General features: G+C 56.3%; 29 protein-coding genes and 1 pseudogene. 1 reads left to right on the forward strand and 29 read right to left on the reverse strand.

Going from position 1 to position 17,081, the window contains the following annotated elements:
- Positions 1–12: 12 nt before the first annotated feature.
- Entirely contained in the window at positions 13–1,191 is a 1,179-nt protein-coding gene (locus Q8O73_RS10335; RefSeq protein ID WP_305558078.1) for an MFS transporter, read from the forward strand.
- Here Q8O73_RS10335 and Q8O73_RS10340 read toward each other — a convergent pair.
- From Q8O73_RS10340 to tuf, 29 genes and pseudogenes are all read right to left on the reverse strand, one after another.
- The gene (locus tag Q8O73_RS10340; RefSeq protein WP_305558079.1) at positions 1,181–2,629 is read right to left on the reverse strand and encodes a Do family serine endopeptidase; all 1,449 of its coding nucleotides are present in this window, start codon (positions 2,627–2,629) and stop codon (positions 1,181–1,183) included. The two genes, Q8O73_RS10335 and Q8O73_RS10340, sit on opposite strands and share 11 nt — an antisense overlap.
- A gap of 167 nt (positions 2,630–2,796) precedes the next feature.
- Positions 2,797–3,228 carry a 50S ribosomal protein L17 gene (rplQ, locus tag Q8O73_RS10345; protein WP_305558080.1) on the reverse strand — a complete coding sequence of 144 codons (432 nt, stop codon included), beginning with the start codon at positions 3,226–3,228 and terminating at the stop codon, positions 2,797–2,799.
- Positions 3,229–3,389: 161 nt separating this feature from the next.
- Positions 3,390–4,406 carry a DNA-directed RNA polymerase subunit alpha gene (locus tag Q8O73_RS10350; RefSeq protein WP_305558081.1) on the reverse strand — a complete coding sequence of 339 codons (1,017 nt, stop codon included), beginning with the start codon at positions 4,404–4,406 and terminating at the stop codon, positions 3,390–3,392.
- Between the two features lie 115 nt (positions 4,407–4,521).
- Complete coding sequence (gene rpsK, locus Q8O73_RS10355; RefSeq protein ID WP_305558082.1) at positions 4,522–4,917, reverse strand: 30S ribosomal protein S11; 396 nt, start codon at positions 4,915–4,917, stop codon at positions 4,522–4,524.
- A gap of 14 nt (positions 4,918–4,931) precedes the next feature.
- Positions 4,932–5,300 (reverse strand): 30S ribosomal protein S13, encoded by a 369-nt coding sequence (rpsM, locus tag Q8O73_RS10360; protein ID WP_305558083.1) that lies wholly within the window; start codon positions 5,298–5,300, stop codon positions 4,932–4,934.
- Positions 5,301–5,416: 116 nt separating this feature from the next.
- Positions 5,417–6,061, reverse strand: coding sequence for an adenylate kinase (locus Q8O73_RS10365; protein WP_305558084.1), 645 nt, complete (start codon positions 6,059–6,061; stop codon positions 5,417–5,419).
- 35 nt (positions 6,062–6,096) lie between these two features.
- Complete coding sequence (gene secY, locus Q8O73_RS10370; protein WP_305558085.1) at positions 6,097–7,446, reverse strand: preprotein translocase subunit SecY; 1,350 nt, start codon at positions 7,444–7,446, stop codon at positions 6,097–6,099.
- 81 nt (positions 7,447–7,527) lie between these two features.
- A complete protein-coding gene (gene rplO / locus Q8O73_RS10375) occupies positions 7,528–8,016 on the reverse strand; it encodes a 50S ribosomal protein L15 (protein ID WP_305558086.1) in 489 nt (162 codons plus the stop codon).
- Between the two features lie 28 nt (positions 8,017–8,044).
- Positions 8,045–8,242, reverse strand: coding sequence for a 50S ribosomal protein L30 (gene rpmD / locus Q8O73_RS10380; RefSeq protein WP_305558087.1), 198 nt, complete (start codon positions 8,240–8,242; stop codon positions 8,045–8,047).
- A gap of 4 nt (positions 8,243–8,246) precedes the next feature.
- Complete coding sequence (rpsE, locus tag Q8O73_RS10385) at positions 8,247–8,840, reverse strand: 30S ribosomal protein S5 (protein ID WP_305558088.1); 594 nt, start codon at positions 8,838–8,840, stop codon at positions 8,247–8,249.
- Between the two features lie 11 nt (positions 8,841–8,851).
- Positions 8,852–9,199 carry a 50S ribosomal protein L18 gene (gene rplR, locus Q8O73_RS10390; RefSeq protein ID WP_305558089.1) on the reverse strand — a complete coding sequence of 116 codons (348 nt, stop codon included), beginning with the start codon at positions 9,197–9,199 and terminating at the stop codon, positions 8,852–8,854.
- Positions 9,200–9,210: 11 nt separating this feature from the next.
- The gene (gene rplF / locus Q8O73_RS10395; protein WP_305558090.1) at positions 9,211–9,744 is read right to left on the reverse strand and encodes a 50S ribosomal protein L6; all 534 of its coding nucleotides are present in this window, start codon (positions 9,742–9,744) and stop codon (positions 9,211–9,213) included.
- 11 nt (positions 9,745–9,755) lie between these two features.
- Positions 9,756–10,154 carry a 30S ribosomal protein S8 gene (gene rpsH, locus Q8O73_RS10400; RefSeq protein ID WP_305558091.1) on the reverse strand — a complete coding sequence of 133 codons (399 nt, stop codon included), beginning with the start codon at positions 10,152–10,154 and terminating at the stop codon, positions 9,756–9,758.
- A gap of 13 nt (positions 10,155–10,167) precedes the next feature.
- Positions 10,168–10,473 carry a 30S ribosomal protein S14 gene (gene rpsN, locus Q8O73_RS10405; protein WP_305558092.1) on the reverse strand — a complete coding sequence of 102 codons (306 nt, stop codon included), beginning with the start codon at positions 10,471–10,473 and terminating at the stop codon, positions 10,168–10,170.
- Between the two features lie 13 nt (positions 10,474–10,486).
- A complete protein-coding gene (gene rplE / locus Q8O73_RS10410; protein ID WP_305558093.1) occupies positions 10,487–11,026 on the reverse strand; it encodes a 50S ribosomal protein L5 in 540 nt (179 codons plus the stop codon).
- 11 nt (positions 11,027–11,037) lie between these two features.
- Entirely contained in the window at positions 11,038–11,355 is a 318-nt protein-coding gene (rplX, locus tag Q8O73_RS10415) for a 50S ribosomal protein L24 (RefSeq protein WP_305558094.1), read from the reverse strand.
- A complete protein-coding gene (rplN, locus tag Q8O73_RS10420) occupies positions 11,355–11,723 on the reverse strand; it encodes a 50S ribosomal protein L14 (protein WP_305558095.1) in 369 nt (122 codons plus the stop codon). The genes rplX and rplN overlap by 1 nt, the downstream gene beginning before the upstream one ends.
- 35 nt (positions 11,724–11,758) lie before the next feature.
- Positions 11,759–11,992, reverse strand: coding sequence for a 30S ribosomal protein S17 (rpsQ, locus tag Q8O73_RS10425; protein ID WP_101269353.1), 234 nt, complete (start codon positions 11,990–11,992; stop codon positions 11,759–11,761).
- Positions 11,993–12,018: 26 nt separating this feature from the next.
- Positions 12,019–12,219: a 50S ribosomal protein L29 gene (gene rpmC, locus Q8O73_RS10430; RefSeq protein ID WP_305558096.1), complete on the reverse strand. Its 201-nt coding sequence runs from the start codon at positions 12,217–12,219 to the stop codon at positions 12,019–12,021.
- A gap of 6 nt (positions 12,220–12,225) precedes the next feature.
- Complete coding sequence (gene rplP / locus Q8O73_RS10435; RefSeq protein ID WP_305558097.1) at positions 12,226–12,645, reverse strand: 50S ribosomal protein L16; 420 nt, start codon at positions 12,643–12,645, stop codon at positions 12,226–12,228.
- A 12-nt stretch (positions 12,646–12,657) separates the two neighbouring features.
- The gene (gene rpsC, locus Q8O73_RS10440) at positions 12,658–13,344 is read right to left on the reverse strand and encodes a 30S ribosomal protein S3 (RefSeq protein WP_305558098.1); all 687 of its coding nucleotides are present in this window, start codon (positions 13,342–13,344) and stop codon (positions 12,658–12,660) included.
- Positions 13,344–13,724, reverse strand: coding sequence for a 50S ribosomal protein L22 (gene rplV, locus Q8O73_RS10445; RefSeq protein ID WP_305558099.1), 381 nt, complete (start codon positions 13,722–13,724; stop codon positions 13,344–13,346). The genes rpsC and rplV overlap by 1 nt, the downstream gene beginning before the upstream one ends.
- A 2-nt stretch (positions 13,725–13,726) precedes the next feature.
- On the reverse strand, positions 13,727–14,005 hold the full coding sequence (gene rpsS, locus Q8O73_RS10450; protein WP_008892178.1) for a 30S ribosomal protein S19: 279 nt from the start codon (positions 14,003–14,005) through the stop codon (positions 13,727–13,729).
- A gap of 16 nt (positions 14,006–14,021) precedes the next feature.
- Entirely contained in the window at positions 14,022–14,849 is an 828-nt protein-coding gene (gene rplB / locus Q8O73_RS10455; RefSeq protein WP_305558100.1) for a 50S ribosomal protein L2, read from the reverse strand.
- Between the two features lie 3 nt (positions 14,850–14,852).
- A complete protein-coding gene (locus Q8O73_RS10460) occupies positions 14,853–15,155 on the reverse strand; it encodes a 50S ribosomal protein L23 (RefSeq protein ID WP_305558101.1) in 303 nt (100 codons plus the stop codon).
- On the reverse strand, positions 15,152–15,772 hold the full coding sequence (rplD, locus tag Q8O73_RS10465) for a 50S ribosomal protein L4 (RefSeq protein ID WP_305558102.1): 621 nt from the start codon (positions 15,770–15,772) through the stop codon (positions 15,152–15,154). Before rplD ends, Q8O73_RS10460 begins: the two co-directional genes overlap by 4 nt.
- A gap of 5 nt (positions 15,773–15,777) precedes the next feature.
- The gene (gene rplC, locus Q8O73_RS10470; RefSeq protein WP_305558103.1) at positions 15,778–16,491 is read right to left on the reverse strand and encodes a 50S ribosomal protein L3; all 714 of its coding nucleotides are present in this window, start codon (positions 16,489–16,491) and stop codon (positions 15,778–15,780) included.
- Positions 16,492–16,508: 17 nt separating this feature from the next.
- Positions 16,509–16,817 carry a 30S ribosomal protein S10 gene (gene rpsJ / locus Q8O73_RS10475; protein WP_007091508.1) on the reverse strand — a complete coding sequence of 103 codons (309 nt, stop codon included), beginning with the start codon at positions 16,815–16,817 and terminating at the stop codon, positions 16,509–16,511.
- 119 nt (positions 16,818–16,936) lie between these two features.
- Positions 16,937–17,081, reverse strand: a pseudogene (gene tuf / locus Q8O73_RS10480) (elongation factor Tu); the annotation flags it as partial.

Raw genomic sequence — 17,081 nt, forward strand, 5'->3', positions numbered from 1 at the left:
GGTTGCCAGAACATGCAAAAGTCACACCGCACCAGAATTATCGTGGCACTGGGTACGGCGCAAACGCTGGCCTTTGGCACCACGTTTTATCTGCCTGCCATTCTGGCCGAACCAATGGCCCGCGATATCGGCGTTCCGACAAGCTGGGCATTTGGGGCCTTTTCGCTGGCCCTGCTGATTTCGGCCTTTCTCGGGCCCCTCTTTGGGGCGCGGATTGACCGGTTTGGCGGGCGGAATATCTTAAGCTCCTCCAGTCTGGTTTTTGCCGCCGGTCTTGGCATTCTGGGCCTGTCGGACAGCATGGCCGTGATGTGCCTTGCCTGGCTGGTAATTGGCATCGGCATGTCGATGGGGCTTTATGAATCGGCCTTTGCCACACTGGTCGGGTTGTTTGGCAGCACTGCCCGTGGTCCGATTACCGGCATTACCCTGATCGCCGGATTTGCCAGCACGATTTGCTGGCCGATATCGGCGGGGATCGAGGCGGAATATGGCTGGCGGATTGTCTGTTTCTTTTGGGCAGGCACGCACATTGTACTGGGATTGCCGTTAAACCGGTTATTGATCCCGGCGGGCAATATGCTTTCCGATCCGGCCCGCGTGGAAACAGCCACACCCCCGGCCCGCCTTTCGCGGCGGGATTATGTCAGCCTGCCAATGATCTTGCTGGCCTTTGTTTTTGCCGCAAGCTGGTTCACGGCAACCGCCATGGCCGCCCATTTGCCGCGCCTGTTGCAAATATCGGGCATGGATGCCAGCAGTGCCATTCTGGCGGCATCGCTGGTCGGCCCGGCACAGGTGGCCGGGCGGGTGCTGGAATTTGGTCTGTTGCGGCACTGGCACCCGATGATCTCGGCCCGGCTGGCCACCCTGATGCATCCGGTCGGGGCGGCTCTTCTGATGGTCCTTGGTGGCCCGGCAGGCATGATTTTCACCGGCCTGCATGGCACGGGCAACGGCATTCTGACCATCGCCAAGGGGACCTTGCCCCTTGCCGTTTTCGGCCCCAACGGCTATGGCGCACGGCAGGGTTTTCTGGTTGCCCCGTCGCGCTTTGCCCAGGCGGCCGCACCGTTCCTGTTTGGCATGCTGATTGACGCGACGGGCACACAGGCCCTGTGGCTGACCATCCTTTTGGGTGGCTTGGCGGGATTGACCCTGTGGTTTGTCCGCCCATCCGTTAAAGGGTAAACTGCGCCGTCAGGATCTGGCCATTGCGTTTCACCGCAATCGCCCACCGACCTGCGGCCTCGCCCGAGGCAACCACGTCTTTCAGGCGGGCAACCGAATCAATCGCCACCCCATTGACCTCGACGACGAAATCGCCCTTTTGCAGGCGGGCGCGTCGTGCCAGAGATTCACTGCCGACCGACATCACAATGACGCCGGAACTCATCATATCTATGCCGATCTCGTCGGCCAGTGCCGGATTGACATTGGCGACAATCGCCCCTGAAAACGGATTGCGTCCGGTGATTTCGGACTGATCGCGGGCCGGGACATCCGGCGCGATTTCAAGCGGCATGGCAAGATCAATCTGCCGCCCCTGCCGGATCACGGTCAGATTTGCCGTACCGGGCAATTCCAGGGTGGCGATGCGGAACCGCAAGGCATCCGGGTCATCAACGCGCAGGCCATTAATCGCCGCCACCACATCACCGGGGCGCAATCCGCCCCGCTCCGCCGGGCTGGCCGGGCGGATGGCATTGACCAGAACCCCACCGGGACGTTCCAGTTCCAGCGACCGCGCCAGATCGGCCGTCACCGGTTGCCCGGCGGCCCCAAACCACGGGCGGCGCAAATCCCCGGAAATCAGGCCGCGCATCACCACCTTGACCATATTGACCGGCACGGCAAAACCAATGCCGTTCGACCCGCCGCCACGGGTGAAAATCGCCGAATTGACACCAATCAGATTGCCATCCATATCCACCAGCGCCCCGCCGGAATTCCCCGGATTGATCGCCGCATCGGTCTGGATGAAAGACTGAAAATCCTGCCCGGTGACTCCGGCGCGTGACAGGGCCGATACAATGCCGCTGGTCACGGTTTGCCCTACCCCGAACGGGTTGCCAATCGCCAGAACCAGATCGCCGACCTCGACCGCATCAGAATCGCCAAGGGTAATCGCCGGTAACAATCCATCGACATCGCGCAGGCGCAAGACGGCAAGGTCCGTGCCTTCATCCGATCCCACCAGTTCGGCGTCATATTCGCGGCGGTCATGCAGGACAACGCGAATTTCACTGGCCCCGTCCACCACATGATGATTGGTAATCACCGTACCTTCACGCGAGACGATCACCCCAGACCCCAATGACCGCTCTACCCGTTGCCGGGGCGCCCCCAATGCGCCGCCAAACCGTTCGCCAAAAAATTCCCGAAAAAACGGGTCATTCATGAACGGATTGGCCGGGCGCGATGTCACCACCTTTTTGGTATAGATATTGACCACAGCAGGCGCTGTTTGTTTGACCAGCGGCGCAAAAGACAGCTTTATTTCCGCTTCCGACCCCGGAAGATGGCGATCAATTGTGGCCTGGGCCATTGATGTTGCGGGGACCCCCGCCACAAAACCAAGGCCCATCACGACGGCCAGAACAAACTTCGCTGCAATCTTTGACGTCACGGCGGAATCTCTCACTGCGGGTTAAATCAGGGGCGGGATATGCCGGTCCCATGTAGATTGAATTTTGTTCGGGCGCAACCGCCTGTCCCCAAAACGCCTGCGTAAAACAAAACGGGCGATGCCTGCGCACCGCCCGTCTGTATCTTCAAGGCCAAAGCAGGGCCGACTTATTCAGCCGACTGCTCGTCGCCTTCACCCTCTGCTTCGAGGCGGGCGCGATCTTCTGCGCCTTTGGCTTCCGGATTGCGTTCGACCAGTTCGATCACAGCAACCGGAGCCGCATCCCCGTAACGGAAGCCAGCCTTCAGAACGCGGGTGTAACCACCCGAACGATCCTTGTAACGTTCGGCGATTTCACCGAACAGTTTGGCAACGACTTTCTCGTCACGCAGGGTCGAAAGTGCCTGACGGCGTGCATGCAGGTCGCCCCGCTTGCCCAGCGTAATCAGTTTTTCGACATACGGGCGAAGATCCTTGGCCTTCGGAAGAGTGGTCTTGATCTGCTCATGGGTCAGCAACGAAGCTGCCATGTTCGAGAACATCGCCTTGCGGTGAGACGCAGTACGATTGAGTTTACGGCCTTGCATACCGTGACGCATTTGAACTCTCCTTATGCCTTGGCTTCGCGCACGAAACCGATTGTAAAACCGCCACGCCACCCCAAACGGGTCATGCACGGACGGTGCGGGCAACCTGCCCAGTCATTTGGAACACATAATGCGTTCCGGTTATGCGGCCAACAAGGCCGAAGGCCCGTTACTTAAAACGGGTCTTCAAACTTGCGGGCCAGATCTTCGATATTCTCGGGCGGCCAGCCGCCGACTTCCATCCCGAGATGGAGGCCCATCTGGGCGAGAACGTCTTTGATTTCGTTCAGCGACTTACGACCGAAATTCGGCGTACGCAGCATTTCGGCTTCGGTTTTCTGAACCAGATCGCCGATATAGATGATGTTGTCGTTCTTGAGGCAATTTGCCGAACGGACCGAAAGTTCCAGTTCGTCAACCTTGCGCAACAGGTTTTTATTGAACGGCAGTTCGTCTTCTTTCTTTTCTTCGACAACCGCATCGGGTTCTTCGAAGTTGACGAACAGCGACAACTGGTCCTGCAAGATACGGGCGGCAAGTGCAACCGCATCTTCCGGCGTGACCGAACCGTTGGTTTCAACCGTCAGCGACAATTTGTCAAAGTCGGTATCCTGACCCACACGGGTGTTTTCCACCTTGTAGGCCACTTTACGGATCGGGCTGAAAATCGCATCGACCGGAATCAGACCAATCGGCGAATCTGCCGAACGGCTGGTATTGGCGGCAACATAACCCTTACCGATTTCAACGGTAAATTCGATCGTCAGCGATGCCCCATCATCAAGATGGCACAACACCAGACCCGGATTGAGAATTTCAATATCGGCGCTGGTTTGAATCTGTCCGGCGGTCACGGCACCCGGGCCGGTCGCCTTGAGAACCATTTTCTTCGGACCTTCGGCATGCATGCGCACGCCCATCGTCTTGATATTCAGGATGATGTCGGTGACATCTTCACGCACACCCGGGACCGACGAAAATTCGTGTAAAACGCCTTCGATCTGGATAGCAGTCACCGCAGCACCCTGAAGCGACGACAGCAGAATACGACGCAGCGCGTTACCCAAAGTCTGACCAAAACCGCGCTCCAGCGGTTCAGCCACGATTGTACCGACGCGGCTGGCGTCAGTACCCGAGGTAACATCAAGCTTGGTCGGCTTAATCAGTTCCTGCCAGTTCTTCTGAATCACGAGACCCACCTTCGCAACTGGAGCCTAGATAAGGGGGGCACGAAGCCCCCGCGAGAAACGCGAACAGGCCCGGTTTCCCGGGCCAAAACGCGCGGTCGTCCGCAGATCGGCGCGATTAGACGCGACGACGCTTGCGCGGACGGCAACCATTGTGCGGAATCGGCGTTACGTCTTTGATCGACGTAATGGTGAAACCAACAGCCTGCAACGCGCGCAGTGCGGATTCACGCCCTGAGCCGGGGCCTTTGACCTCGACTTCAAGGGTTTTCATGCCGTGTTCAGCAGCTTTCTTGCCAGCATCTTCTGCGGCCATCTGCGCTGCATACGGAGTCGATTTACGCGAACCCTTGAAACCCATGCCACCGGCAGACGACCAGGAAATGGTATTTCCCTGCACGTCAGAGATGGTGATCATGGTGTTGTTAAAGGTCGCATTTACGTGCGCAATGCCGTTCGTAATGTTTTTACGTTCGCGGCGGCGGACACGAGTCGCCTGAGGAGCTTTTGCCATTGTCGTTGCCTACCTTACTTCTTCTTGCCGGCGATCGGCTTGGCCGGGCCCTTACGGGTACGCGCATTGGTATGCGTACGCTGACCATGAACCGGAAGACCGCGGCGATGACGCAGACCGCGATAGCAACCGAGATCCATCAAACGTTTGATGTTCATCGCGATTTCGCGGCGAAGGTCGCCTTCGACAACGTAATCGGCATCGATAACTTCACGGACTTTAAGCACCTGATCATCATTGAGCTGATGAACGCGGGTCTGTGCTTCGATACCAACTTTCTGGCAGATTTCTTTGGCTTTGGCCGGGCCGATACCGGTAATATAGGTAAGCGCAATCACGACGCGCTTCGCGGTCGGGATATTTACGCCAGCAATACGAGCCACTATGTAGACTCCTCTTATCTGTTAACAAATCCAGCGGCATATCCGGTAGGGAGGGCGTTGCAAAAGCGGGTTGACATCAGCCAACCCGCCAAATAATAACAATCCCTCCCGGGAATTTACCCCAGGATGGCTTTGATCTCGCGCGTAACTTCGTCGATTTCGGCCATGCCGTCAACTGTTTTCAGCTTCCCTGCCTGTTTATAGTAGGGAATAATCGGTGCTGTTTGCCCGTGATAGGCTTCCAGTCGCGACATTACCGTTTCGGCATTGTCATCCGCACGACGTTTGAATTCGGTGCTGCCACATGCGTCGCACACACCGTCGATTGCGGGCTTTTCAAATTCATCATGATAGCCCTTGCCGCATTTGGCACAGGTATAACGGCCAACAATGCGCCCGGTCAGGGCCGCATCATCTACCACCAGCTGCAAAACATAATCGAGCTTGAGGCCCTTTTTTTCCAGCATGACATCCAAGGCTTCTGCCTGGGCTGTCGTGCGGGGAAAACCATCCAGAATGAAACCGTTTTTGGTGTCATCCTGGTCCAGTCTTTCGGATATCAGGCCGATCATCAAATCGTCGGGCACAAGCTGCCCGGCTTCCATGATCGACTTTGCCTTCTGACCCAGCGCAGTTCCGGCGGCAACCGCTGCACGCAGCATGTCCCCCGTCGAAAGCTGAATCATCCCGCGTTCTGTTTCAAGACGCTTTGCCTGGGTGCCTTTACCGGCACCGGGCGGGCCAAGAAGGATAATATTCATTGTCTTCCCCTGAAAGTCACGGGTCGATCCGGCTGTTACCGGTTGCGCCCGCGCAGTTTTGACTTCTTGATCAGGCCTTCATACTGGTGCGCCAGCATATGTGACTGGATCTGTGCGACGGTGTCCATGGTTACAGTGACAACGATCAGCAAGCTAGTCCCACCAAAGTAGAACGGCACAGACCATTCCGAAATCAAAATTTCAGGAAGAATACAAACAAAGGCAAGATAGGCCGCGCCAATGACGGTCAGACGGGTCAGGATATGGTCCAGATGCGCCGCCGTATTTTTACCCGGACGAATCCCCGGAATAAATCCGCCATGCTTTTTCAGATTGTCCGCCGTATCATCGGGGTTGAAAACAACCGCCGTATAGAAAAAGGCGAAAAACACGATCAGGCCGATATAAAGCGCGATATAAAGCGGCTGCCCCCGTCCCAGCAAGGCCGTAACCGTGCTGAGCCATTCCGGGCCACCGGCCCCACCGGCGGTAAACTGCGCGACCGACAACGGCATCAGCAAAAGAGAGCTGGCGAAAATCGGCGGAATCACACCGGCAGTATTGATCTTGAGCGGAAGATGCGAGCTTTGCCCTTCCATCACCTTCATGCCGACCTGTCGTTTCGGATACTGGATCAGTACCCGGCGCTGGGCGCGTTCGACAAAGACGATAAAGGCAATAACCGCAACCACCATCACCAGAATGGCAACGATAATCAGGGCGGAAATCGCACCGGTGCGGCTAAGTTCCAGGGTCCCGACCATTGCAGAAGGCAATTCGGCCACAATCCCGGCGAAAATGATCAGTGAAATACCATTGCCGATGCCGCGCTGGGTAATCTGTTCGCCCAGCCACATCAGGAACATCGTACCGCCAACCAGCGTCACAACCGCGGTAAAGCGGAAAAACATTCCCGGATCATGAACAGCAGCACCAGCCGACCCGGACATGCTTTCCAGACCGACCGCAATGCCCCATGCCTGAATCGTCGCGATAATCACGGTCAGGTAACGGGTATACTGGTTGATCTTTTTGCGGCCCTGCTCGCCCTCTTTTTTCATCTGTTCAAGCGTCGGCGAGACGGTCGTCATCAGCTGAATGATAATCGAGGCCGAAATATACGGCATGATATTGAGTGCGAAGATGGTCATACGACCCAACGCACCACCGGCAAACATATCGAACATGCCCAGAACACCATCCGCATTCTGCTGGAAAATATCCGCAAGAATGGCCGGGTCCACACCGGGAACCGGAATATAGGTGCCAAGACGGTACACAATAAGCGCGCCTAACGTGAACCAGATACGCTTTTTAAGCTCGGTTGCCTTGGAAAAAGACGACCAGTTCATGTTCGCGGCAAGTTGCTCGGCGGCCGATGCCATGCACTCAACTCCAATACGCTAAAACTTGGAGGGTCCGGACCCACTTTTGATGGAGCCGGACCCTCATGACGTTACAAAGGCTTATTCTGCGGTTTCGGCTTCGGCGGCTGCCGGAACCAGAACCTTGACCGATCCACCAGCCTTCTCGACAGCGGCAATTGCCGCCTTGGAAGCACCGGTAATCTCGATGTTCAGTTTTGCCTTGAGTTCGCCTTTGCCAAGCAGGCGGAGGCCGTCTTTCTGCGGACGGGCCAGGCCTTTTTCGGCCAGAATGGCGACGGTAACATTTGCACCTTCTTCCAGAACACCGTTATCAACGGCGGTCTGAAGGGTTGCAAGGTTGACAACGCCATACTGCTTTTTGAAGATATTCGTAAAGCCGCGTTTCGGCAAACGGCGATAGATGGGCATCTGCCCGCCTTCAAAGCCATAAATGGCTACGCCGGAACGGGATTTCTGACCCTTCTGACCTGCGCCAGAAGTTTTGCCCTTGCCCGAGCCGATACCGCGACCAACCCGGGTACGCGCCTTGCGGGCACCCGGATTATCGGCGAGTTCGTTGAGTTTCATCAATCAACACCTTTTCGATCTGGATCAATCAAGCCTCGTCCACACGGACGAGGTGATTAACCTTGGAGATCATACCGCGAACAGCCGGAGTATCTTCCAGCTCACGAGTCCGGTGCATCTTGTTGAGGCCAAGACCGACCAGCGTAGCACGCTGGTCGTCCGGACGCCCGATCGGAGAACCGGTCTGGGTAACACGAATGGTCGCAGCTTTTTTCTTGGCAGCCATCGGGTTACTCCTTTTCAAGAACGGCGGCTGCGGCAGCTGCTGCTGCCGACGAACCGCTATCGCGACGGGCGACAATCTCGCCAACCTTGAGACCGCGCTTTGCGGCAATCTGGCGCGGCGAAGCGCCATTTACCAGTGCGTCAAGGGTGGCGCGAATGACGTTGTGCGGGTTGTTGGAACCGGTACATTTCGCGACAACGTCCTGTACACCCATGGTTTCAAAAACCGCACGCATTGCACCGCCGGCGATGATGCCGGTACCGGCCGGAGCCGAGCGAAGAAGAACGCGACCTGCACCAAAATGACCATTGATGTCATGATGCAGGGTACGGCCTTCGCGCAGCGGGACGCGGATCATGTTGCGCTTGGCTGCTTCGGTGGCCTTGCGGATCGCTTCGGGAACTTCACGGGCCTTGCCCGTGCCGTAGCCGACGCGACCGCGCTGGTCACCGACAACAACCATTGCGGAGAAAGCAAAGCGACGACCGCCTTTGACCACTTTTGCGACGCGGTTGATACCAACCAGCTTGTCGACAAATTCGGTCTCTTCGCGGCTTTTCGGCGCCTGCTGCTGCTGTTGAGTCTGATTACGTGCCATGGTCTTGCCCCTTAGAAGTCCAGACCGCCCTCACGGGCGGCATCGGCCAGAGCTTTCACCCGGCCATGGAACAGATACCCGCCACGGTCAAAAACAACCGTTTTAAGTCCAGCGGCAACTGCACGTTCTGCAATAGCCTTACCCACGCGCGCAGCGGCTTCAGCATTGCTGCCCTTGCCACCATTCTCCGCCGACGAAGCCGATACCAAGGTGGTACCTGCAACATCGTCGATGATCTGCACGTAGATATGTGCGTTTGAACGGTGCACGCTGAGGCGCGGGCGACCGGCCGCTTTCTGGCGGATCGCAAATCGAACGCGACGTTTGCGGCGTTCGAGAAGACTTCTCACGTTTTTCATCGTGCCAGTCCTTACTTCTTCTTGCCTTCTTTGCGCACGATATATTCGCCTTCGTAACGGACACCCTTGCCTTTGTAAGGCTCCGGACCGCGCCAGCTGCGGGCATTTGCCGCGAACTGACCGACAAGCTGTTTATCGGCGCCAGAAATGGCGATAAGGGTCGGCTTTTCAGCGACAACGGTCAGCCCCTGCGGGATGTCCATTTCAACGTCGTGTGAAAAACCAAGCTGCAAAACCAGTTTGCTGCCCTGAACCTGGGCACGGTAACCAACGCCGGTAATTTCCAGCTTTTTGGTGAAACCTTCCGAAACACCGGCAACCAGGTTGGCGATGTTGGCACGGGTGGTACCCCAAAGCGCGCGGGCGCGCTTGCTGTCATTTTGCGGCTTTACCCAGATCTGATTCTCTTCCTGGGTAACGGCTACATCCGAGGTCAGCGACAGAACCAGCTCACCGAGCTTGCCCTTTGCACTGATTTTGTCTTCGGTCAGATTGATGGTTACGCCGTTAGGCACGTCCACCGGATTTTTACCAATTCTCGACATCGTGGCTCCCCTTAGAATACCTTGCAGAGGATTTCGCCGCCGACATTCTGCTCGCGAGCCTCCTGATCCGAAAGAACCCCTTTCGGGGTGGATAGGACTGCGATGCCCAAGCCGTTATATACCTTCGGAAGATCTTTGATCTTCGAATATACACGACGGCCCGGGGTCGAGACGCGGTCGACCTGCTTGATCACGCCTTCGCCCTCAAAATATTTGAGTTCGATGATGATTTCGCTGACGCCCTTACGGATTTCATTGATGTTGTAACCACGAATATAACCTTCGCGCTGGAGAACATCCAGCACGCCGGTCCGCAGTTTCGAAGCCGGTGAGACAACGCTGGGTTTACCAACGCGCTGACCGTTACGGATACGCGTGAGCATATCGCCGACTGGATCGGTCATCGACATGTGAAGTCCCTCCTTACCAGCTTGACTTCACCATGCCCGGGATCTGACCGCGTGAAGCAAGTTCACGAAGCGCGATACGGGACAGGCGGAATTTGCGGTATACACCGCGCGGACGACCAGACAGCAGGCAGCGGCTACGCTGACGGCTGGGGGCCGCGTTACGCGGTACTTGGGCGAGTTTCATCACAGCGACGATGCGGTCTTCGAAAACCGTTTCGTGGTTGCCAATTACCGCCTTGAGAGCGGCGCGCTTTGCAGCGTATTTCTTAGCCAGGCGTTCCCGTTTGAGTTCGCGCTGGACAGCACTTTTCTTGGCCATGGGCCAACCTCCGTTAGTTTCCGAACGGCAGATCAAAGCCCTTGAGAAGGGCGAGAGCTTCGGCGTCGGACTTAGCCGTGGTACAAATGATAATGTCCATCCCGCGGACCGAATCGACTTTGTCATATTCGACTTCGGGAAAAACAAACTGCTCCTTCAGGCCCATGGCAAAATTGCCACGACCGTCAAAGGATTTTTTATTCAGACCGCGAAAGTCACGGACGCGCGGAAGCGCGACATTGACCAGACGATCCAAAAATTCGAACATACGGTCGCGACGCAAGGTCACTTTACAACCGATATTCATGCCTTCACGAAGCTTGAAAGCCGCTACCGACTTTTTCGCTTTGGTCAGGACCGGCTTCTGACCGGTGATCGCAGTCATATCGGCTGCGGCACCGTCCAGTTTCTTACGATCCTGGGTGGCGTCGCCGACACCCATATTGATCACGATCTTTTCGAGGCGCGGGATCTCCATGGAGTTCTTGTATGAGAACTCCTCCTGGAGTGCGTTCCGCACCACTTCTTTGTAATGTTCGCGCAAGCGCGTCATTTTACCGTCCCTCAGTTGTCGATGACTTCGCCGCTGAGCTTCGCGAAGCGAACCTTGCGACCATCATCGAGGGTCTTGAAACCGACGCGGGTCGGCTTGTTTTCTTTCGGGTCAACAATCGCAAGATTGGAAACGTTGATTTTCGCTTCCTTCTCGATAATGCCGCCTGCATCGGTACCGGTCGCGCGCTGGTGACGTTTCACCATGTTTACGCCCTGAACCAGAACCTTGTTTTCATCAGGAAAAGAGGCGAGGACCTCGCCCGTTTTCCCTTTGTCTTTACCCGTCAGAACAATGACGCGGTCGCCCTTTTTAATTTTGGCAGCCATTACAGCACCTCCGGAGCGAGCGAAATGATCTTCATGTAACCGCGCGAACGCAGTTCACGAGTGACCGGGCCGAATATACGCGTACCGATAGGCTCACCATTCTGATTGATCAGAACGGCAGCGTTACGGTCGAAGCGAATCGCCGAGCCATCGGCCCGACGAATTTCCTTTGCGGTGCGAACGATTACGGCCTTGTGGACCGAACCCTTCTTTACGCGACCGCGCGGAATGGCTTCCTTGACGGAAACCACGATAACATCACCGACATTGGCGGTTTTGCGCTTCGAGCCGCCCAGCACCTTGATGCACTGGACGCGGCGAGCGCCGCTGTTGTCCGCGACGTCCAGATTGGACTGCATCTGGATCATGGGTTTACCCCTTGACTATGGTTGGGCTGAGGAAATCAATCCTCGACCACTACTTCCCAAGACTTCAATTTCGAGATCGGTCGGCATTCGCGAATGCGAACGACGTCACCCGTCTTGAAGCGGTTCTCTTCATCGTGCGCGTGGAATTTCTTCGACTTGCGCACGTACTTTTTATACAGCGGGTGCATGACCTGGCGTTCCACTCGGACCACCACAGTCTTGTCGTTTTTCGTCGAAACGACTGTCCCCTGCAATACACGCCTCGGCATGTGGCTTAACTCCTCTGCGTGTCCTGTTAGGCCGCGCTCGCACCCTTCTCGTTACCGAGAAGGGTTTTGATGCGGGCAATATCACGACGGACCTGACGGACCCGCGCAGTATTTTCGAACTGCCCGGTTGCCTGCTGGAACCGTATGTTGAACGATTCCTTCCGCAGATCGAGCAGAAGCTGTTTAAGCTCATCAGCGCTTTTAGCGCGGAGATCAGCAACTTTCATCACTAATTACTCCCCTTCACCAAGACGCGTGACAAACTTGGTCTTGATCGGCAATTTCGCCGATGCGAGCTCGAAAGCACGCCGTGCAAGATCGAGCGGAACACCGTCGAGTTCAAACATGATCCGACCAGGTTTAACGCGGGCCGACCAATATTCGATCGAGCCCTTGCCTTTGCCCTGACGGACTTCGGCAGGCTTTTGCGAAACCGGCAGATCCGGGAAAACGCGAATCCACACACGGCCTTGACGGCGCATGTGGCGGGTGATCGCGCGGCGAGCCGCTTCGATCTGACGCGCCGTTATACGCTCCGGTTCCAAGGCTTTCAAGCCATAAGCACCGAAATTAAGTTCCGTACCACCTTTGGCTTGCCCTTTCAGGCGGCCTTTAAAGGCTTTGCGGAATTTTGTCCGTTTTGGAGAAAGCATATCTGTATCTCCTTATTTACGGTTTGAGCCGGGCGACTCGAGCGCACGGCGCTCGGAAGCCATCGGATCATGCGCCATGATTTCGCCCTTGAAGATCCAGACCTTCAGACCGCACACACCATAGGTGGTGTGGGCTTCTGCAGTTCCGTAATCCACGTCCGCACGCAGCGTATGCAGCGGAACGCGACCTTCACGGTACCATTCGGTACGGGCGATTTCAGCACCGCCAAGACGACCACCGGCATTGATACGAATGCCGCCTGCGCCAAGGCGCATGGCATTCTGCATCGAACGCTTCATCGCACGACGGAACGACACGCGACGCTCAAGCTGCTGGGCGATGTTTTCAGCGACCAGCTTGGCATCGATTTCCGGCTTGCGGATTTCGATGATGTTGACCTGAACTTCAGCTTTGGTGAGCTTCTGGAGGTCAGACTTGAGTTTCTCGATGTCCTGGCCCTTTTTACCGATCACAACACCCGGACGGGCGGTGTGAAGGTAAACGCGGGCCTTCTTTGCCGTGCGTTCGATAATCACCTTGGAAACGCCAGCCTGCTTCAGCTTGTCCATGGCATAATTACGAATCGCGAGATCTTCGTGAAGAAGACCGGCGAAATCGGTCTTGTTGGCGTACCAGCGGGAATCCCAGGTACGGTTAATCCCAACGCGCAGACCGATCGGATTGACTTTCTGACCCATTACTCGGCCCCCTCACGTTCGCTAACGACGATGCGGATGTTGGAGAACGGTTTCACGATCTTGCCAACACGACCGCGTGCACGGGCGCGCCAACGTTTCATCACGAAGGCCTTACCAACGCTCGCCTCTTTCACGTAAAGGCGATCAACATCAAGCTGGTGGTTGTTTTCGGCATTTGCGATTGCCGATTCCAGCAGCTTTTTGACGTCCTGCGAAATGCGTTTGTTCGAGAAGGTCAGTTCCGCCAAAGCGGCTTCTGCCTTCAGACCACGAATCGACTCGGCGACGAGGTTGAGCTTGCGCGGAGAAATGCGCAGTGCCCGGAGCGAAGCCGCAGCCTCGTTATCCGCCAGCCGACGGATGTCAGCTTTTTTGCTCATTGTTACTTCCTCTTCGCCTTTTTGTCGGCCGCGTGACCATAATAGGTACGGGTCGGCGAGAATTCACCGAACTTGTGGCCGATCATATCTTCGGTCACCAGCACCGGCAGGAATTTCTGGCCATTGTAAACCCCGAAAGTGAGGCCCACAAACTGCGGCAGTATCGTCGAGCGCCGCGACCAGGTCTTGATTACTTCATTCCGGCCTGAGGCACGGACTGTATCGGCTTTCTTAAGAAGGTATCCGTCTACAAACGGACCCTTCCAAACGGAACGCGCCATTGTCTAGCCTCCTCCGTTAGCTCTTGTGACGACGACGCATGATAAGCGCGTCAGTCTTTTTGTTAGAGCGGGTACGTTTGCCCTTGGTGGGCTTGCCCCACGGCGTGACCGGATGACGGCCACCCGAGGTACGACCTTCACCACCACCATGCGGGTGGTCGATGGGGTTCATGGCGACGCCACGAACCGAAGGACGCTTGCCAAGCCAGCGATGACGGCCGGCCTTACCAAGGTTTGTGTTCTGCTGGTCCTGGTTGGACACGGCACCAATTGTTGCCATGCATTCACCACGAACCAAACGTACCTCACCGGAGGACAGCTTCAACTGGGCATAACCCTGGTCCTTGCCGACCAACTGCACATAAGTGCCGGCCGACCGTGCGATCTGACCGCCCTTACCGGCTTTCAGTTCGACGTTATGGACAATGGTACCGACCGGAATATTCTTCAGCGGTGCGGCGTTACCCGGTTTGATATCTACACGGTCGGAGGCAACAACTTTGTCGCCGACTGCGAGACGCTGCGGTGCGAGGATGTAGGCCAATTCGTCATCAGCATAACGAACCAGGGCGATAAACGCCGTGCGGTTCGGATCATACTCGAGACGTTCGACCGTACCGACGACGTCAAACTTGGTACGTTTGAAGTCGATGATGCGGTAACGACGCTTGTGTCCACCACCAATACGGCGGGCGGTGATACGACCAGTGTTGTTACGGCCGCCGTTCTTGCGCAGACCTTCGGTCAGCGCCTTGATCGGCTTGCCCTTGTGGAGATCGGAACGATCGACAAGAACCAGCTGACGGCGACCAGGAGAGGTTGGTTTAAACTTCTTCAAAGCCATGTCTTAGATTCCCGTCGTCACATCGATGGACTGACCTTCAACGAGGGTCACCATCGCTTTCTTGAAATCACTCCGACGGCCGACCTGACCACGAAAACGCTTGGTCTTGCCTTTCACCACAGAGGTGTTAACCGCCTTGACCTTCACCCCGAACAGACCTTCCACAGCAGCCTTGATCTCCGGCTTGGTGGCGTCGATAGCAACCTTGAACGCAACAGCGTTGTGTTCAGAAATCAGCGTCGACTTTTCAGTAATATGCGGGGCGCGGATGATTTCATACATCCGCTCTTTGCTGATGATCGTCATTTGAGACGTGCCTCCAACGCTTCGACCGCACCCTTGGTCAATACCAGGGTGTCACGGCGCAGGATGTCATAGACGTTGGCACCAACTTCCGGCAACACGTCAATTTGCGGGATATTGCGCGCTGCGCGGGCAAATCCTTCGTTGACCTGTGCACCATCAATGATCAGTGCCGATTTCCAGCCGAGCTTGGTAAAAGCAACGGCCAGCGCCTTTGTTTTGGCATCCGAGAAATCCGCACTGTCAAGAACGATCAGTTTGCCGTCCTTGGCTTTGGCCGACAAAGCGGTCTTCAGCGCCAGTTTACGGAATTTCTTAGTCAGATCGTGCGAATGGTCACGAACGCGCGGACCATGCGCAACACCACCACCACGGAACTGCACAGCCTTGCGGGAACCGTGACGAGCGCCGCCACTGCCCTTCTGCCGTACGAATTTCTTCGTGGTAGAGGAAACTTCGCTTTTTTCCTTGACCTTGTGGGTCCCGGCACGGCGTTTCGCCAGCTGCCAGTTCACCATGCGGTGCAGGATATCGCGACGAACTTCCAGGCCGAAAATCTCTTCTGCAAGATCAATATTGCCGGCGTTGGAAGCGTCCAGCTTAAGTATGTCAAGCTTCATGATGCTTATTCCTTATCCTCGGCGACCGCTTCGGCAGCGACAGCAGCACCCTTGAGCGCAGCCGGGAACGGCAGGCCTTCAGGAGCAGCGCGCTTTACGGAGTCTTTGACGAGAACATAGGCACCATCATGACCCGGAACCGCACCATGAATGAGCAGAAGACCGCGATCGGCATCAGCCGAGACAACCTTCAGGCTCTGGACGGTAACGCGGGCAGCACCAAGGTGACCGGCCATCTTCTTACCTTTGAAGACACGACCCGGATCCTGACACTGACCGGTAGAACCATGAGAACGGTGAGAAACGGAAACACCGTGCGACGCCCGCAGACCACCAAAGTTGTGGCGCTTCATCGCACCGGCAAAACCCTTACCGATCGAGGTACCGATGACGTCAACGAACTGACCGGCGACGAAATGGGTGGCTGAAAGTTCAGCCCCAACTTCGATCAGGCCATCTTCGCTCACGCGGAATTCAGCCAGCTTTTTCTTCGGTTCGACTTTGGCCTTGGCGAAATGACCACGCATCGGCTTCGATACGTTTTTCACCTTGGCTTTGCCATAACCGAGCTGGACGGCGACATAACCGTCTTTTTCGACGGTACGGTTGGCAACAACCTGCAATTCTTCAACCTTGAGAACAGTCACCGGGAGGTGAATGCCTTCGTCGGTGAAGACGCGGGTCATGCCAACTTTTTGGGTAATAAGTCCACTACGCATTGCGGCTTACTCCCCGATTAAAGCTTGATTTCGACATCAACACCGGCCGCAAGGTCGAGCTTCATCAAAGCATCAACGGTTTGCGGAGTCGGGTCGACGATGTCGAGAAGACGCTTGTGGGTCCGAATTTCGAACTGTTCACGTGACTTTTTGTCAATGTGCGGAGACCGCAGAACAGTGTATTTTTCGATGCGGGTCGGCAGCGGAATCGGGCCGCGGACCTCTGCGCCAGTGCGCTTCGCCGTATTGACGATTTCGCGCGTGGACTGATCCAGCACGCGATGGTCAAACGCCTTGAGGCGAATGCGAATGTTCTGACTATCCATGTAATTATGTACCGATGCCCTCAAAAGGACGCCGGCCCCTTAACTGGAGTTGACGTTTGCCGCAAAAGTGAAGCGGGCGGCCTATGTAACCGCCCGCTTCGCAAAGATCAAGAAGAAAATTAAGCGATGATCTTGGCGACGACGCCCGCGCCGACGGTACGACCGCCTTCACGGATTGCAAAACGCAGACCTTCATCCATCGCGATCGGTGCGATCAGGGTGGCGGTCATCTGCACGTTATCACCCGGCATCACCATTTCGGTG

Origin of the sequence: Thalassospira sp. (genome assembly GCF_030690045.1) — a bacterium.
Classification (GTDB): domain Bacteria; phylum Pseudomonadota; class Alphaproteobacteria; order Rhodospirillales; family Thalassospiraceae; genus Thalassospira.

What these genes read in the sequence shown, in the direction of transcription:
- rplO (WP_305558086.1), bottom strand. Translation starts at nt 8,016, where the DNA reads ATGAAACTCAACGAACTCGCCGATAATCCGGGTGCCCGCAAGGCGCGT.
- rpsH (WP_305558091.1), bottom strand. Translation starts at nt 10,154, where the DNA reads ATGTCGATGACCGATCCAGTCGGCGATATGCTCACGCGTATCCGTAAC.
- rplV (WP_305558099.1), bottom strand. Translation starts at nt 13,724, where the DNA reads ATGAGCAAAAAAGCTGACATCCGTCGGCTGGCGGATAACGAGGCTGCG.
- rpmD (WP_305558087.1), bottom strand. Translation starts at nt 8,242, where the DNA reads ATGGCTGCCAAGAAAAAAGCTGCGACCATTCGTGTTACCCAGACCGGT.
- rpsJ (WP_007091508.1), bottom strand. Translation starts at nt 16,817, where the DNA reads ATGGATAGTCAGAACATTCGCATTCGCCTCAAGGCGTTTGACCATCGC.
- rpsC (WP_305558098.1), bottom strand. Translation starts at nt 13,344, where the DNA reads ATGGGTCAGAAAGTCAATCCGATCGGTCTGCGCGTTGGGATTAACCGT.
- rpsS (WP_008892178.1), bottom strand. Translation starts at nt 14,005, where the DNA reads ATGGCGCGTTCCGTTTGGAAGGGTCCGTTTGTAGACGGATACCTTCTT.
- Q8O73_RS10460 (WP_305558101.1), bottom strand. Translation starts at nt 15,155, where the DNA reads ATGACGATCATCAGCAAAGAGCGGATGTATGAAATCATCCGCGCCCCG.
- rplB (WP_305558100.1), bottom strand. Translation starts at nt 14,849, where the DNA reads ATGGCTTTGAAGAAGTTTAAACCAACCTCTCCTGGTCGCCGTCAGCTG.
- rplP (WP_305558097.1), bottom strand. Translation starts at nt 12,645, where the DNA reads ATGCTTTCTCCAAAACGGACAAAATTCCGCAAAGCCTTTAAAGGCCGC.
- rpsQ (WP_101269353.1), bottom strand. Translation starts at nt 11,992, where the DNA reads ATGCCGAGGCGTGTATTGCAGGGGACAGTCGTTTCGACGAAAAACGAC.
- rpsK (WP_305558082.1), bottom strand. Translation starts at nt 4,917, where the DNA reads ATGGCAAAAGCTCCTCAGGCGACTCGTGTCCGCCGCCGCGAACGTAAA.
- rplE (WP_305558093.1), bottom strand. Translation starts at nt 11,026, where the DNA reads ATGACGCGCTTGCGCGAACATTACAAAGAAGTGGTGCGGAACGCACTC.
- rpsE (WP_305558088.1), bottom strand. Translation starts at nt 8,840, where the DNA reads ATGGCACGTAATCAGACTCAACAGCAGCAGCAGGCGCCGAAAAGCCGC.
- secY (WP_305558085.1), bottom strand. Translation starts at nt 7,446, where the DNA reads ATGGCATCGGCCGCCGAGCAACTTGCCGCGAACATGAACTGGTCGTCT.
- rplR (WP_305558089.1), bottom strand. Translation starts at nt 9,199, where the DNA reads ATGAAAAACGTGAGAAGTCTTCTCGAACGCCGCAAACGTCGCGTTCGA.
- rplC (WP_305558103.1), bottom strand. Translation starts at nt 16,491, where the DNA reads ATGCGTAGTGGACTTATTACCCAAAAAGTTGGCATGACCCGCGTCTTC.
- rpsN (WP_305558092.1), bottom strand. Translation starts at nt 10,473, where the DNA reads ATGGCCAAGAAAAGTGCTGTCCAGCGCGAACTCAAACGGGAACGCCTG.
- rpmC (WP_305558096.1), bottom strand. Translation starts at nt 12,219, where the DNA reads ATGAAAGTTGCTGATCTCCGCGCTAAAAGCGCTGATGAGCTTAAACAG.
- rplN (WP_305558095.1), bottom strand. Translation starts at nt 11,723, where the DNA reads ATGATCCAGATGCAGTCCAATCTGGACGTCGCGGACAACAGCGGCGCT.
- rplD (WP_305558102.1), bottom strand. Translation starts at nt 15,772, where the DNA reads ATGAAGCTTGACATACTTAAGCTGGACGCTTCCAACGCCGGCAATATT.
- rplF (WP_305558090.1), bottom strand. Translation starts at nt 9,744, where the DNA reads ATGTCGAGAATTGGTAAAAATCCGGTGGACGTGCCTAACGGCGTAACC.
- Q8O73_RS10335 (WP_305558078.1), top strand. Translation starts at nt 13, where the DNA reads ATGCAAAAGTCACACCGCACCAGAATTATCGTGGCACTGGGTACGGCG.
- rplQ (WP_305558080.1), bottom strand. Translation starts at nt 3,228, where the DNA reads ATGCGTCACGGTATGCAAGGCCGTAAACTCAATCGTACTGCGTCTCAC.
- rplX (WP_305558094.1), bottom strand. Translation starts at nt 11,355, where the DNA reads ATGGCTGCCAAAATTAAAAAGGGCGACCGCGTCATTGTTCTGACGGGT.
- Q8O73_RS10365 (WP_305558084.1), bottom strand. Translation starts at nt 6,061, where the DNA reads ATGAATATTATCCTTCTTGGCCCGCCCGGTGCCGGTAAAGGCACCCAG.